The sequence below is a fragment of the Cellulomonas iranensis NBRC 101100 = JCM 18110 genome (assembly GCF_001552375.1).
GTDB lineage: Bacteria > Actinomycetota > Actinomycetes > Actinomycetales > Cellulomonadaceae > Cellulomonas > Cellulomonas iranensis.
The window spans coordinates 1-13,778 of sequence record NZ_BCRB01000093.1 but is presented as its reverse complement, the minus strand read 5'-3'; the positions used below and the strand labels follow the sequence as shown (position 1 = coordinate 13,778).

Annotated in this window: 15 protein-coding genes and 1 tRNA gene; 8 read left to right on the top strand and 8 right to left on the bottom strand. The window is 76.1% G+C overall.

Annotated elements, in window-relative coordinates; all coding sequences use genetic code 11:
- On the bottom strand, nucleotides 1–304 hold a 304-nt coding region (locus CS2_RS15575), incomplete at its 3' end, for a 4Fe-4S single cluster domain-containing protein (protein WP_156442165.1).
- Between the two features lie 8 nt (nucleotides 305–312).
- Nucleotides 313–2,598: an anaerobic ribonucleoside-triphosphate reductase gene (gene nrdD, locus CS2_RS15570; protein ID WP_233421218.1), complete on the bottom strand. Its 2,286-nt coding sequence runs from the start codon at nucleotides 2,596–2,598 to the stop codon at nucleotides 313–315.
- Between the two features lie 397 nt (nucleotides 2,599–2,995).
- On the opposite strand from nrdD, the gene CS2_RS15565 reads away from it, so the two are divergent.
- Complete coding sequence (locus CS2_RS15565; RefSeq protein WP_070320668.1) at nucleotides 2,996–3,601, top strand: dihydrofolate reductase family protein; 606 nt, start codon at nucleotides 2,996–2,998, stop codon at nucleotides 3,599–3,601.
- Nucleotides 3,602–3,791: 190 nt separating this feature from the next.
- The gene (locus CS2_RS15560) at nucleotides 3,792–4,061 is read left to right on the top strand and encodes a hypothetical protein (protein ID WP_156442164.1); all 270 of its coding nucleotides are present in this window, start codon (nucleotides 3,792–3,794) and stop codon (nucleotides 4,059–4,061) included.
- A gap of 128 nt (nucleotides 4,062–4,189) precedes the next feature.
- On the opposite strand, the gene CS2_RS15555 is transcribed toward CS2_RS15560, so the two are convergent.
- Genes CS2_RS15555 through CS2_RS15545 form a run of 3 tightly spaced genes read right to left on the bottom strand, consistent with a single transcriptional unit; the run spans nucleotide 4,190 to nucleotide 7,403 of the window.
- Nucleotides 4,190–4,954 carry a glycosyltransferase family 2 protein gene (locus CS2_RS15555; RefSeq protein WP_233421217.1) on the bottom strand — a complete coding sequence of 255 codons (765 nt, stop codon included), beginning with the start codon at nucleotides 4,952–4,954 and terminating at the stop codon, nucleotides 4,190–4,192.
- Nucleotides 4,951–6,378 (bottom strand): PIG-L family deacetylase, encoded by a 1,428-nt coding sequence (locus CS2_RS15550; protein WP_070320666.1) that lies wholly within the window; start codon nucleotides 6,376–6,378, stop codon nucleotides 4,951–4,953. Before CS2_RS15550 ends, CS2_RS15555 begins: the two co-directional genes overlap by 4 nt.
- Nucleotides 6,372–7,403: an acyl-CoA dehydrogenase family protein gene (locus CS2_RS15545; RefSeq protein WP_070320665.1), complete on the bottom strand. Its 1,032-nt coding sequence runs from the start codon at nucleotides 7,401–7,403 to the stop codon at nucleotides 6,372–6,374. The genes CS2_RS15550 and CS2_RS15545 overlap by 7 nt, the downstream gene beginning before the upstream one ends.
- A 120-nt stretch (nucleotides 7,404–7,523) precedes the next feature.
- Here CS2_RS15545 and CS2_RS15540 point away from each other — a divergent pair, with 120 nt between their 5' ends.
- The 4 genes from CS2_RS15540 to CS2_RS15525 all read left to right on the top strand — a co-directional run bounded on the left by CS2_RS15540 (nucleotide 7,524) and on the right by CS2_RS15525 (nucleotide 11,127).
- Nucleotides 7,524–7,946 carry an NUDIX hydrolase gene (locus CS2_RS15540; RefSeq protein WP_046529957.1) on the top strand — a complete coding sequence of 141 codons (423 nt, stop codon included), beginning with the start codon at nucleotides 7,524–7,526 and terminating at the stop codon, nucleotides 7,944–7,946.
- Nucleotides 7,947–8,202: 256 nt separating this feature from the next.
- Nucleotides 8,203–8,511, top strand: coding sequence for a hypothetical protein (locus CS2_RS15535; protein ID WP_070320664.1), 309 nt, complete (start codon nucleotides 8,203–8,205; stop codon nucleotides 8,509–8,511).
- A 60-nt stretch (nucleotides 8,512–8,571) separates the two neighbouring features.
- Nucleotides 8,572–9,654: a hypothetical protein gene (locus CS2_RS15530; protein ID WP_070320663.1), complete on the top strand. Its 1,083-nt coding sequence runs from the start codon at nucleotides 8,572–8,574 to the stop codon at nucleotides 9,652–9,654.
- Nucleotides 9,655–9,849: 195 nt separating this feature from the next.
- Nucleotides 9,850–11,127, top strand: coding sequence for a threonine/serine exporter family protein (locus tag CS2_RS15525; protein ID WP_370297509.1), 1,278 nt, complete (start codon nucleotides 9,850–9,852; stop codon nucleotides 11,125–11,127).
- A 10-nt stretch (nucleotides 11,128–11,137) separates the two neighbouring features.
- Here CS2_RS15525 and CS2_RS15520 read toward each other — a convergent pair whose 3' ends face one another.
- Complete coding sequence (locus tag CS2_RS15520) at nucleotides 11,138–11,896, bottom strand: TetR/AcrR family transcriptional regulator (protein ID WP_169798661.1); 759 nt, start codon at nucleotides 11,894–11,896, stop codon at nucleotides 11,138–11,140.
- 266 nt (nucleotides 11,897–12,162) lie between these two features.
- Here CS2_RS15520 and CS2_RS15515 point away from each other — a divergent pair.
- Nucleotides 12,163–12,255: transfer RNA gene (locus CS2_RS15515), tRNA-Ser, on the top strand.
- Nucleotides 12,256–12,454: 199 nt separating this feature from the next.
- Entirely contained in the window at nucleotides 12,455–13,183 is a 729-nt protein-coding gene (locus CS2_RS15510) for a M15 family metallopeptidase (RefSeq protein ID WP_070320661.1), read from the top strand.
- A 45-nt stretch (nucleotides 13,184–13,228) separates the two neighbouring features.
- Here the strand turns inward: CS2_RS15510 and CS2_RS19660 are convergent, their stop codons facing one another.
- Entirely contained in the window at nucleotides 13,229–13,357 is a 129-nt protein-coding gene (locus CS2_RS19660) for a hypothetical protein (protein ID WP_255430660.1), read from the bottom strand.
- Complete coding sequence (locus tag CS2_RS15505; protein ID WP_046531080.1) at nucleotides 13,354–13,620, bottom strand: helix-turn-helix transcriptional regulator; 267 nt, start codon at nucleotides 13,618–13,620, stop codon at nucleotides 13,354–13,356. The genes CS2_RS19660 and CS2_RS15505 overlap by 4 nt, the downstream gene beginning before the upstream one ends.
- Nucleotides 13,621–13,778: the final 158 nt, after the last annotated feature.

The following is a 13,778-nucleotide window of genomic DNA, read 5'->3' as shown; positions in this document are numbered from 1 at the left end:
GCACGAGCCGCAGGCACACCTCCGTGTTGAGGAACGGCTCGCCGCCCAGCAGCGACAGCCCCTGCACGGCCGGGTGCGCGAGGTCCGCGAGCACGCGGTCCTCGAGCGCGGCGTCGTACGGGCGGCCGTAGCGGAAGCTCCACGCCGCCTCGTTGAAGCAGCCCTCGCACGCGAACAGGCAGCCCGACACGTACAGGCTGCACCGCACGCCCTCGCCGTCCACCATGACGAACGGCTTGTAGTCGGCGACGTACCCGTGGCTGACCTTGTCCGACACCCAGCCCGGGCCCGGGTCGCGCGCCACGGCGCGCCTCAGCCCCGGGACGTCGGCGGCGCGTCGGCCGCGTCGAGGGACGTCGCGCCCGGCAGGTGCTTGACGCGCGACGAGATCTCGACGTGCCGCCCGTGCACCATCGGCCGCTGCTGCGGGTTGCCCAGGTAGCCGCACGTCCGCTTCACGACGTCGCACGTGCGCGGGTCGGTGTTGCCGCAGCCCGGGCACGCGAACCCGCGGGCCGTCGGCGTGAAGTCGCCGCAGAACCCGCACTCGTGGCAGCGGTCGATCGGCGTGTTCGTCCCCAGGTACCCGACGCGGTCGTACGCGTAGTCCCACACGGCCTCCAGCGCGGCCGGGTTCTGCTGCAGCACCGGGTACTCGCAGTAGTGGATGAACCCGCCCGACGCGTGCTGCGGGTAGTCCATCTCGAAGTCGAGCTTCTCGAACGGCGTCGGCGCCTTGCGCACGTCGTAGTGGAAGCTGTTCGTGTAGTAGTCCTTGTCGGTGATGTCCGGCACCGCGCCGAACTTCTCCCTGTCGAGGCGGCAGAACCGGTCCGTCAGGCTCTCGCTCGGCGTCGAGTACACGCTGAAGTGGTAGCCGGTCGCGGCCTTCCACTCCCGGGCCCGCTCGGCCAGCGTCCGCAGCACGTCGAGCGTCAGCCGCTTGGCCTCCGGGTCCTGCTCCCACGCGCCGCCGTAGAACGCGGCGGCCACCTCGTACAGGCCGATGTACCCGAGCGACACCGTCGCGCGGCCGTCGCGGAACAGCACGTCCACGTCGTCGCCCGGGTTCAGGCGCTGCCCGAACGCGCCGTGCACGTACAGGATCGGCGCGTTGCCGGGCGTCGCCTCCTTGCACCGTTCGACGCGGTACATCAGGGCGTCGCGCGCGATGTCGAGACGCTCGTCGAGCAGCGACCAGAACCGCGCCAGGTCGCCGCGCGCCTCCAGGGCGATGCGCGGCAGGTTGAGCGTCACGACGCCCAGGTTCATGCGGCCCTCGACGACGTCGTTCCCCTCCGCGTCCTGCCAGCCCTGCAGGAACGAGCGGCAGCCCATCGGCACCTTGAACGAGCCCGTGAGCTCGACGATCTTGTCGTAGCTCAGCACGTCCGGGTACATGCGCTTCGTCGAGCACTCGACCGCGAGCTGCTTGAGGTCGTAGTTCGGGTCGGACGGCTCGAGGTTCACGCCGCGGCGCAGCGTGAAGATCAGCTTGGGGAAGATCGCGGTGCGGCCCTCGCGGCCCAGGCCGCGGATGCGGATCTGGAAGATCGCGCGCTGGATCTCGCGCTCGAGCCAGCTCGTGCCCAGCCCGAACCCGACCGACGTGAACGGCGTCTGCCCGTTGGACGTGAACAGCGTGTTGATCTCGTACTCGAGGCTCTGCATCGCGTCGTAGATGTCCTTGGTGGTGCGCTCCCGCGCGTACTCCTCGTGCAGCGACGCGTCCGGGATCCACCGCGCGGCGTCCGCGAGGTGCTTGTCGAGGTTGCGCTGCGCGTACGGCGCGAGCAGCTCGTCGATCCGGTTGACCGAGCAGCCGCCGTACTGCGACGACGACACGTTCGCGATGATCTGCGAGATCTGCGCGGTCGCGGTCTGGATGGACCGCGGCGGCTCGACCTGCGCGTTGCCGATGCGGAACCCGTCCGCGAGCATCGTGCGGAAGTCGATGAGGCAGCAGTTCGTCATCGGCGCGTACGGGTGGTAGTCGAGGTCGTGGTAGTGGATGTCGCCCTTCTGATGGGCGTTCGCGACGTGGGCGGGGAGCATCCGCAGGCCGATGGCCTTGCCGACCGTGCCGGCCGTGAGGTCGCGCTGCGTGTTGAAGACCTCGGAGTCCTTGTTGGCGTTCTCGTTGACGACCGTCTGGTCCTTGTCGATGAGCCGCACGATCGAGTGGTTGAGGTCGGTGGACCGGCTGCGCGCCAGGTCGCGCTCGACGCGGTAGTCGATGTACGCGCGGGCCACGTCGTACTCGTGCGACTCGAGCAGCACGTGCTCGACGACCGACTGGATCTCGTAGATCTTCACCGTCGAGGTGAAGCGCGCCGCGAGCTCGGCGTCGACCCGCTCGACGAGTGCCGCGACCGCGTGCCGGTGCACGACGTTCGGCTCGCCGTGCACGGCCGCGTACGCCTTGGTGAGCGCCGCGCGGATGCGTGCGTCGTCGAACCGCAGCAGGCGGCCGTCGCGCTTCTCGACCTGCAGGACGCGGGTCCCGGTGGTCCCGCCGGCCTCGGCGGTCACGCCCGTCCCGACGGCCCCGTCGGTCTCGTCGTCGCGCGTCTGCGGCTCCAGCTCCACGATGCTCACGGACTGCCCCTCCCACGGCTGCGCCGGCGCCGCCGTCGGGGCGGCACCGGCTGGTCTCTGCTCGGTGTCTGCGGTGCGTGCCCGGGCCCGCTCGGCTTGCGCCGGGGTCCGCGCCGCGGCGTCCCACGGGACGGCGACGTCCGTGGGGTTTTCCACGGCCAGACACAACATGTTGTGTGAACTACACGGCCGTCACACTATTTGTGGGGGGTGGCGGCCGGTGGGTCGAAGGTCCCGGGATCGCCCGACGCGCCTGATCGCGAGGCCGGCGCGACCTGTGCGTCACGGCGTGTCGTGCACACCGGTGCGACCCGCGCGATGATTCCCGGGGCCGGGCCAGGTCGGCACGGGCAGGCGCCCCGCCCGCGGGGCGCACCGACCCCCGAGGGAGCACCGCGTGGCCACCATCGTCTCGACCCTGTTCATCGCGCTCGACGGCGTCGCCGAGGTCGACCCGGCCTGGCACTTCCCGTACTTCGACGAGCGCATGGGCGCGGGCGTCGGCAGCGACTACGAGGACGTCGACGTGCTCGTGCTCGGCCGCGTCACGTACGACTCGTTCGCCGGCGCGTGGCCCGAGCGCGAGACCGCGGGCGGCGAGGACGCCGGGTTCGCCGCGCAGCTGGGGGACGTCCGCAAGCTCGTCGCGACCCGCGGTGACGCCGACCTCGGCTGGCGGAACGCCGAGCGCACCGCCGACGTGGTCGCCGCGGTGCGTGCGCTGCGCGACGACCCGACCCTCGGGAAGGTGCTCGTCGCCGGGTCGCTCTCGGTGGTCCGGCAGCTGCTCGACGCCGGCCTGCTCGACGAGCTGCGGCTCTACGTGCACCCCGTCGCGGCGGGCAGCGGCGAGCGGCTCTGGGGCGACGGACCGGTGCGCCCGCTGCGCCTCGTCTCCTCGGAGGCCTACCCCACGGGCGTGCTGCGGCTCGTCTACGCGCCCTCCGAGCTGCCCGGCACCGCCGGGTACGACGACGCCAAGGAGCACCTGCCCGCGTCCTGACGCCGCCGGTGGCTCGAGATCCCACGACCCGCCCGCACCCCCGACGGCCTCACCCCTCTCGCGAGTGCGGTAGATGTCGCGCGAGCGCGGTGCTCGTGTGTCCCGCGCTCGGCGCACGAGTGCCGCGCTCGGAGGAACTGGCCAGGGCAGACCCGCCCGTGGCCGCGCGGGCGCCGCTACTGTCGGGCGCATGAGCGACGTGGCGGCGGTGGCGCGGGTGGTCGGGCGGGGACGACGGTTCGCGCGGTTCGTCGCCGTCGTGGCGGTGCTCCTCGCGGGCGGCAACCTCATCGCCTGGGGCAACCGGTGGTACATCTCGACGTGGCACGCCGGCACGGCGTACGGCTACGACATCCTCCACGCGGCGCACACGGCGCTCGTCACCGGGCTCGTCTGCCTCGTCGTCGCGGCCGTCGCGGCGGCCGTCGGCTGGCGCCTGCGCGTCGTCCGCGCCGACTGACGCCGGTCCGCTCCCTGCACGGTCGGCTCCTGGCGCGAGCGCGGTACTCCCGGCGTGAGCGCGGTACGTGTTCGTGCCGCGCTCGGCGCATGAGTACCGCGCTCGTCGCACGAGTACCGCGCGCCCGGTCAGTCGCGCAGCAGGGTCGCGCGGAGGTGGCCCGCGTAGCCGCCGGGCGTGCGGCCCACCGCGCGGCCCGACGTCAGCACGTCCACCGCGTCGGACGCGACGACCCGCGCGCCGGTGGCCCGCAGGCGCGCCACGAGGTCGACGTCCTCGTGCTCGGGCGCCGGGGCGAACCCGCCCGCCGCGAGGTACGACGACGCGCGCACGCCCAGGTTCGCGCCGTGCACGTGCCCGTTGGGGCGCCCGGGCTCGTGGGTCGCGCGCCAGGTGTCCCACTGGGACGCCGTGAGGTCGGCAGGGTCCGGGTGGACGGTCCCGACGACCACGTCGGCGCCCGCGTCCGCGAGCCGCACGTGCTCGAGCAGCCAGTCCGTCTCGACGGCGGAGTCCGCGTCGGTGCACGTCAGCCACGTGCGCTCGGCCGCCACGGGCCGCACCGCGAGCGCCGAACGCACGCCGGCGGCGCGCGCCGCACCCACGTCGCCGGCCGCGGTCTCCAGCACCCGCACGCTGCCGAACCGCGCGACGACGTCGGCGCTCGCGTCCCGGCACGCGTCGAGCACGACGACCACGTCGACCGTGCACCCGCCGCGCTCCACCAGCGCGCGCCGCGCCGCGCGCACCGAGGCCAGGCAGCGCGCGAGCAGCAGCTCCTCGTCGCGGACCGGCACGACGACGGCCACGTGCGCGACCGGTGCCGGCACGGTCGTGCGGCGCGCCACCACGCTCTCGCCCGCGGCGGCCGCGACGCCGAGCTCGGCCCTCACCGCAGGCCCGTCCGCTCGGCGACCGACCGCGGGTCGCGGCTCCACACGTCCAGCAGCAGGTCGGCCTCGTGGTGCTCGACGAGCCGCGTGAGCCCCGCGGCGCCGGCCGCGCGCGCGAGCGCCCGGTGCACGGCGTCCCCCGGCAGCGGGTAGTCCTCGACGGGGTGCCGCCAGTGGCACGCGAGCAGGGTGCCGCCGCGCGCGAGCCGCGTCAGCAGGTCCGGCAGCGCGGCCGCCAGGTCGGACGCCGACAGGTAGTAGCCGACCTCGGACAGCACGACGAGGTCGAACGGGCCGCCCGGCAGCGCGTCGTCCCCGGCGCCGCCGAGCGCGCCGCGGACGAGCCGCACGTGCGGCTCGTCGTCCCCGAGGCGCGCGCGGGCCCGGTCGAGCGCGGCGTCGGCCACGTCGGTGGCGGTCAGGGCGTCGGCGCGCCGCGCGAGCTCGGCCGTGAGGACGCCGATCGAGCAGCCCACCTCCAGCACGCGCGCGTACCGCTCGTCGGGCAGTGCGGCGAGCGTCAGCGCGCGCTTGCGGGTCTCGTACCAGCGGTCGGTGAAGCCCCACGGGTCGTCGTGCCGCGCGTACGTCGCGTCGAAGTACGACGCGGGCAGGGTCGTCGCGCCCGCGCCCGGGTCGGCCGCGGGCGCGTCGTCGGGTGCGGCCGACCGGGCGGGCGCGTGCACGACGAACGGCTCGACGTCCCGCGTCAGGCCGCGCACGAACCGCGGGTGCAGCACGGGCGCGTCGGCCGGGTGGTCGGACAGCGGCTCGACCTGCGTCTCGTGCGCCGCGACCGCGCGCTGCTTGAGCACCACCGCGTGGTCGGACAGCGGCAGCCCCCGCAGCGCGTCCCACGGAACGGCCGGGTCGTCGGGCGTCGCCCAGTGCCACAGCCACAGCGGCGCCTCGGCGAGCGTGCAGCCCAGGTCCGCGGCGAGCTCGGCGCACACCTCGGCGACCACGCGGTGGTCGCGGTGGCCGTCGCCGCGCCACGTCGTGACGAGGGTGGCGACGCGCGGCCCGGCGGACAGCACGCGGCGCAGGTCGGCCGCGACCTGGTCGCGCGCCTCGCGCAGCGCCCCGTCCGGGTGGCCCAGCAGCGTGACCGACGACGCGGGCGACAGGACCTCGACCGCGCGGCGCACCTCGTCGACGCGGCGCCGCACGAGGTCGGCGGGCCCGAGCGTCGGCGACCCCGGGTGCGAGCCCGCGCCGTCCGAGACCACGACGACCTCGGCGGGCCGGCCGACGGCCGCGAGCTCGGCGAGCAGCCCGCCCGCCGTGAGCGTCTCGTCGTCGGGGTGCGCCGCCACGACGACCGTGCGCCCCGTGCGCGGCAGCGGCCACGTCGGCAGGGCCGCGAGGCGCTCGTCCCACACGTGCGGCGGCGTGCCCGGGGCGCGGCCGTCGAACGTCACCACGGCGCGCGCTCGCGGGCGGCCACGGTGGTCCCGAGCGACGCGTCGTCACGCTCGGCGTGCTGCTGACGCACGTACACCTGCAGGTCGGCGACGCGCTTGGCGTGCTCGGCGTCGAGCGCGAGCGGTGCGGGCCCGAGCGCGTGCCCGACGCGCGTCAGCACGTCCTCGCACGTGCGGGCCACCGTCGCGCGCACGCGCTTGGCCAGGAGCGTGCCCGGGAGCCCGAGGTCCAGCGTGCCGTCGACGACGCGCGCGGCCTCGGCGAGCGCGCGGCGCGCGTCGGCCAGCGCGACGTCGACCGCGCCGAGGTGCATCGCGACGAGCCGGTCGTCGGTCGTCGTCGCGTGCCGCCACAGCGTGCGACCCAGCGCGACCGCACCGCCGTACCAGCAGGCCGCGACCCCGATGCCTCCCCACCAGAACCCCGGCCGCTCGAGGTACCAGCCCGGTGCGCCCACGGCCGTGGCGGGCACGTCGTCGAACGCGACGGGCGTCGACGGGATCTCGCTGAGCCCGCGCGCCGCCCACGGCTGGTCGACGAGCGTCACGCCGGCGTCGGCGAGGTCGACCGCGAAGAGACGACGGGTGCCGTCGGGCAGGTGCGCCGTGACCATCGCGGCGTCCAGGCGGTCGGCCAGCGAGCACCACGGCTTGGTGCCGGTGAGCCGCCACGCGTGCTCGCCGTCGTCCTCCGCGGGGCCGTCGGGGTGCCGTGTCGCGTCGAGGCGCACGCCCGGGCCCTCGGCGGCGAACACGCCCCACGTGCGCTCGTCGCCCGCGGGCGACCACGCCTGCTCGAGGATCGCGAGCGCGTCGAGGTGCGGCTCGACCGCGCGCGCCACGGCGAGGTCGTGCGCCGCGAGGGTCGCGAGCGTCGACCACAGCGCGGCCGTCGCGCCCGCGCCGGGCCGCAGGTGGTCCGGCCAGGTGCGGACGGCCGCGAGCGCGGCGTCGACGTCGGCGGGCAGCGGGTCCGGCAGCCACGGGTCGGCGGTGCCGACACGGACCGGGGCGGTGCTGGTCACGGGCCTCCTTCAGCGGGACGACCGTCCGATCATCGCCGCGCGCGCCGCCCGCGGCGACCGGAGACGTAGGACGTGTCCGCGGCCCGGCGCGGCCGGTGGCGCGGGGGTAGCGTGCACGCCGTGGACACCCGGGTCGCCGCGTACGCCGTCGTCGTGCGGGACGCGCGCCTGCTGCTCGCGCACTGGTCGGAGGGCGGGCGCACCGGCTGGTCGATGCCCGGCGGCGGCATCGAGGGCGGCGAGCACCCCGAGCAGACGGTCGTGCGCGAGGTCCGCGAGGAGACCGGGTACGACGTCGTGGTCGACGAGCTGCTGGGGATCGACTCGCTCGTCGTGCCCGGCGCCGACCGCATCGAGCCGGGGCCCGACCTGCACGCGCTGCGCATCCTGTACCGCGCGCACGTCGTGGGCGGTGCGCTCGCGCACGAGGTCGACGGGTCCACCGACGAGGCCGCGTGGGTGCCCCTCGCCGACGTCGACGCGCTGGACCGCGTGGGGCTCGTCGACGTCGCGCGCCGGCTCGCGGGTCTGCTGCCGGGCTGAAGGGTCGGCGGTGGCGCGGTGCGCCTCGCGGGTCGCGAGGCCGCGGCGCGCGCCGGGACCGGTGGGGGTCGGTCAGTCGAAGAGCTGCCGGGCCGCGCGTCGCGTGAACGCCTCGAGCTCGGCCTCCGGGGTCGCGTCCTCGGCGGCGAGCGTCGCGATGCCGTGCACGAGCGCCCACGCGGCACGGCGGGCGTCGTCGTCCGCGAGGCCCGCGCGGGCCTGCGCGGCACGACGTGCGGGCGGCTAGCGTCGTCGCGTGCCGTCCTACCGCGTGACCGCGAACGTCGGGCTGCTGCGCCCCGGGACGTCGGCGCCGGCCGTGCTGCCCGCGGCCGTCGAGGCCGCCCGGGCGCTCGCGACCGTCGAGGCGCACGACGTCGGCGTGGTCCGCGGGCAGGCGCGCGTGACCGTGCGGTTCGAGTCGCCCGGCGACGGTCAGGCGCGCCGCGTCGCGTGGGCCGTGCTCGAACGCCTCGACGAGCTCGCCGATATCAGCGACGGCAGGCTCGTCCGCCGCTACGGCAACCGCTGGTACCCGCCGCGCCGCCGCGAGCCCGGGACCTGACGACCGGTCGGCCGCTCCCCGTGGGTGGTGGGGGTTCGCGCGGACGGGCACGCTGGGGCGGTGGTGAGCCTGGACGACGTCGTCGACGACCTGTACGGCGGGCCGCTCGACGACTTCGTGGCGCGCCGTGACGCCGCCGTGCGCGCGGCGCGCGCCGCGCAGGACCGGGACCTCGCGCGGCGCATCGGCGCGCTGCGCAAGCCCACCCTCGCCGCGGGTGCCGTGAACCTGCTGGTCCGGGACGACCCCACGCTCGCGGGCACGCTGCGCGACCTCGGCGAGAGCCTGCGCGACGCGGAGCGGTCGCTCGACGGCCCCGCGCTGCGGGACCTGGGCAGGCAGCGTCGCGCGCTCGTCGCCGGCTGGGCCGCGCAGGCGCGCCGGCTCGCGGCCTCGGCCGGGCAGCCGGTCTCGGCGGCCGCCGCCCAGGAGGTCGAGCGGACGCTCACCGCCGCGCTCGCGGACCCGCGCGTCGCCGCCGCGGTCGCCGCCGGGACGCTCACGCACGGCACCGAGCACGTCGGCTTCGGCGGCGTCGGGTCCGGGGGCGACGACGACGCGGGCGCGGACGGCGGGGGTGCCGACGGCGGGGCTGCCGACGGCGTCGGGCTCGCCGGCGACGCGCGGACCGCTCGTGCTGCGGGCGCGGACGGCGGCGCCCGGCGCCGCGCATCGACGGCGCCCGGACGGGACGCCGACGCGCCCGACCGTGCGTGGGCGGCGCGGGACCGTGAGCGTGAGCGCCGCGAGCGGGAGGCCGCCCGCGCGCGGGAGCGCCACGAGCGTGCGGTCGCGGCCGTGGCGGCGGCCGAGCGCGACCTCGAGCGCGTCACCGAGCGGCACGACGCCGCCGCGACGGCCGAGCGGGACGCGACGACGGCGCTCGAGGACGCCGAGCGGGAGTCGGCGCAGGCGTACGCGGCCGAGGAGGAGCTGGTGCGCGCGCTGGCCGACGTCCGGCGTCGGCTCGCCGAGGCGCGTGCCCGGCTGCCACGCGTCGACGAGCAGCTCGTGGCGGCGCGCACGCGCGCGCGTGAGCGGGAGAAGGCGCTGCGCGCCGCGGGGCGCGAGCTCGACCGGGCGTCGTCGGCCGCCGAGCGCGCCCGCGACCAGGAACGCCGCGCGGCGGCCGACCTGCCCTGACGCGCTCGCGGGTCGCGCGGAGTACGCGAGCGGTTCGGCCGACCCTGTGATCGGTGACGGGTCGGTGTGCTCGGACGCGACGGACGACGGGCTCGGCGGGGGTGGGAGCGGGTGAGAGGCGGTGGTGGGCGGGCGGGTCGGACGGGTGTCCGCGTAGGGCTGACGTCCCGCCGCGTGCCGACCGTCCCCGTCATGATGGGGGCCGTGCCCACCGAACCTGACGACGCCGAGCTCGAGCTGATCCGCCGCTCGGGCGTCGTGCTGCGCGTCGGACGCCTCAGCCTGTCCGCCGGCACCGGCTCGTACCGCGTCAAGGCGTCGATGGGACGGATCGCGCACGCGCTGGGGATCGAGCGCCACCACGCGCACGTCACGCTCACCGAGATCACCACGACGTCCCACCGGGGTCGCACGTTCCGCACCGAGGTCACCGAGGTGCGGACCGTCGGCGTCAACACCGACCGGCTCGCCGAGCTCGAGCTGCTGGCCCAGCGGGTCGAGGCGCGCGCACCCGTCACGGTCGAGGACGTCGGCGCCGAGATCGACCGCATCACCGCCAAGCCGCCGCTGTACCCGGTGGCGCTCAACGCGCTGTGGGCGGCGATCGCGTGCGCCGCGTTCGCGTTCCTCAACAACGGCGGGCCCGTCGAGGTCCTCGGCGCGTTCCTCGGCGCGTTCCTGGGCCAGGGCCTGCGGCGCGTCATGCTGCACCGCGGCTTCAACCAGTTCGGCGTCACGATGCTCGCGGGTGCGCTGTCGAGCCTCGGGTACCTCGGGTTCGTGCAGGCCCTGCACGCGCTCGGCGTCACCGGCCCCGTCCACGAGGCCGGGTACGTGGCCGCCGCGCTGTTCCTGGTCCCCGGGTTCCCGCTGGTCACAGGCGCCCTCGACCTCGCCAAGCTCGACTTCTCGGCGGGCGTCGCGCGGCTGACGTGGGCGGTCATGATCTTCGTGTCCGCGGCCTTCGCGGTGTGGGTCGTGTCGATCGCCGTCGGTCTGAGCCCCGACCCGCCCACCGCGCTGACGCTCGACCCGGCGCTCATGACGACGCTGCGGCTCGTCGCGTCGTTCGTCGGCGTGCTCGGTTTCGCGCTGATGTTCAACAGCCCGTGGCGCATGGCGCTCGCGGCGGCGAGCGTCGCCGCGGTGCCGAACCTGCTGCGCGTCGAGGCGGTGCTGCTGCTCGAGTGGCCGCCGCAGGCCGCCGCCGCGATCGCCGCCTTCCTCGTCGGGCTCGGTGCCGCGTGGGTCGCGCCGCGGCTCAACATCCCGCGCATCACGGTGTACGTGCCGGCCGTGACGATCATGGTCCCCGGCGTGCCCGCCTACCGGGCCATGTACTACCTCAACAACGGCGACGTCCCGCAGGCCCTCACGTACGGCGTCTCGGCGGCGCTGGTCGTGACAGCGCTCGCGGTCGGCCTGGCCGTCGCGCGCATGGTGACCGACCGCGAGTGGGGCTTCGAGCACTGAGCCGCACGGCTCAGACGGCGGGCGCCGCCGGGTCCTCGGGGGCCGGGACGGCCGGGGCGACGGGCCCGTCGGCGTCCACGGGCGGGTCCGGGACGACCGTGCCGGACGCGACGTCGGGCTCCGCGGCGACCGGCTCCCCGGTGACGGGCTCGGCCGCGGCCTCCTGCGGCGCGGCGGGCGTCGCGAGGCTCGCGAGCATCCGCGCGTGCAGCTCGATCGTGGTGCGGGCCGCGAGCGTGTCGCCGTCGGCCAGCCACGTGGTCGTCAGGCCGTCGACCGTCACGACGAGGAGGCGCGCGACCTGCTCGACGGGCAGCGTCCACGTGCACCCGCACGACGTGGCCGCGTCGGTGAGCACGTCGGCGGCCATGGCGTAGTACGTGCGGTACAGCGGCAGGGTGCCGCGACCGTCGGAGCGGCGCATGCTCCACAGGAACAGGTCGAGCAGCGCGGTCTCGCGCGAGGGCTCGGCGCACAGCAGGTCGAGGTAGCGGCCGAGCCCGGTGACGACGTGCGCGCGCAGCAGGTCGGTGCCGGGCGCGCCCGTGGGGAAGCCGGCGCGCTCGATCGCCTTGAGCTCGCCCTCGAGGGTGTGCGCGAGGACCGCGTCGAGCAGGGCCTCGCGCGACCCGAACGCGTAGTGCAGCGAGCCGAGCGGGATGCCGGCCTCGGCCGTGACCGCACGCGTCGACGCGCCGGCCACGCCGTCGCGCGCGACGACCCGGACCGCGGCGGCGACGAGCTGGCGGCGGCGGTCCTCGATGCTCATGCGCTCGCTCACGCCGCGGCCGCCCGGGGGTGGTCGGGGCGGCGCCCGCCGCGCGCGGCGACGGACCGGCAGGTGGCTGCGGGCACGGCTTCCCCTCGTCCGGTCGCACTTGGTCGATCGACCAAGTGAGCACACCGTGGCGGACGGAAGGGTGTCTTGACAAGGGGGGACGCCCCACCGTCGCCCGGACGCACGGCGTGGCGGCCCCGGCGTGTCGGGGGTCGCTTTGGTGGCGGGGCAGCAGGCCGGTAACCTGTGCTCGTCCTGGAGACGTCGCATAGCCAGGTCTAGTGCGCGGCCCTGCTAAGGCCGTGAAGGGGTCAACCCTTCCGTGGGTTCAAATCCCACCGTCTCCGCCAGATGGTGTCGACAGACGCCGACGAACGGGCCGGACCCCTCGGGGCCGGCCCGTTCGTGCGTCCGCAGGGTGGGTGCCCGGTTCGGCACGCGGAGGCGAGCGGCCGATCCGCCGGACCGGTCGAGAGTCGTAGGGGTGGGCGGGCGAGGTCCACCCACGAACCGACGCCGACGCTCCGCCCGGGGCCCTAGCGTCGACGCATGTCGAACCGGCAGGCGGCAGGGCGGGCGGACGACGCGCGGGTGCGCGCGGCCGTGACGACGGTGCTCCCGGCGGCGGCCTCGCGCCGTCCCGTGCCGCCGGGTGGTCCGCGGGTGCCGTCCCCGCCGCCGGGCCGTCCGGTGCCCGCGTGGGCGGTCACGGCGGGCGTGCTGGTGGTCGTCGTCGCGATGCTCGTCGGTCTCGGGTTCGCGCTGCGCGACGCGGCCGGCGTCCCCGCCGCCGGACCCGTGGCGGGGCTCGCCGCGGCCGACGCGGACGGGCCGGTGTCGCAGAACGGCTGGCCCGTGATCCTCGACCCGTACGACGAGCGGCTCGTGGCGCTGCCGGGCGTGACCGGTGGCGTGCGCGCGGGCGACGTCGCGACCGTGCTGGGTCACGTCGTCGCGCGGATCGACGCCGAGATCGCCCCCGTGGAGGAGACGATCTCGTGGGGCTGGGCGCACCGCGAGGTGCGCGGGGGCGGCGACGTGTCGAACCACGCGTCGGGCACGGCGGTGGACGTCAACGCGCCGCAGCACCCGATGGGGGAGGAGGGCACGTTCGCGCCGGACGAGCTCGCGACGCTCCGGTCGATCCTCGAGGACGTCACGCCGGCGGTCGTGTGGGGCGGCGACTTCGGCGGGCGGAAGGACGAGATGCACTTCGAGGTCGTCGGCGGGCCCGACGTCGTCGCGGAGGTCGCGGCGCGGCTCGCCGCGGGCGGGTGAGCCGCGCGCAGGCGCCCCGGGCCCGGCCGCGGGTGGCGCGACGTGTCAGACGTCCTCGCCGAGGGCCGTGACGACCGCCGGCGGCATGAGCGCGAGCTGGACCGTCAGCACGCCGACCAGCAGGACCACGGCGCGCGGTGCGTCCCACCACGACGACGTCGCGGCGAGCGTCATGACTGCTCCTTGTACAGCTGGTCGACCATGGGCGGGAACGGCGTGAGCGCGAACAGGGCCGGCAGCGGCGCGTCGAGCTCCTCGGCGATGCGCAGCGCGAGCACGAGGCTCGGGCTGTACTCGCCGCGCTCGAGGTACGCGATGGTCTGGTAGTGCACGCCGACGCGCTCGGCGAGCTCCTTGCGGCTGAGGCCGCGCTCGGTGCGCACGACCGTCAGCCGTGAGTACAACCGCGGCTTGCCGGAGTCCGAACCCTCTCGCATGGAGCAAATGCACTCACTCTGGGGATGTGCAGGCGCCACGCGATGCGCAGCGCGCACCCGTCAGAAGAGGGTGAGGACGTCGTCCTCCGCGGCCGCCGCCGGGGCCGGCACAGGGGCCGGCGCCGCCGCGACGGGTCCGGGCGCGGCTGGGGGCGCCG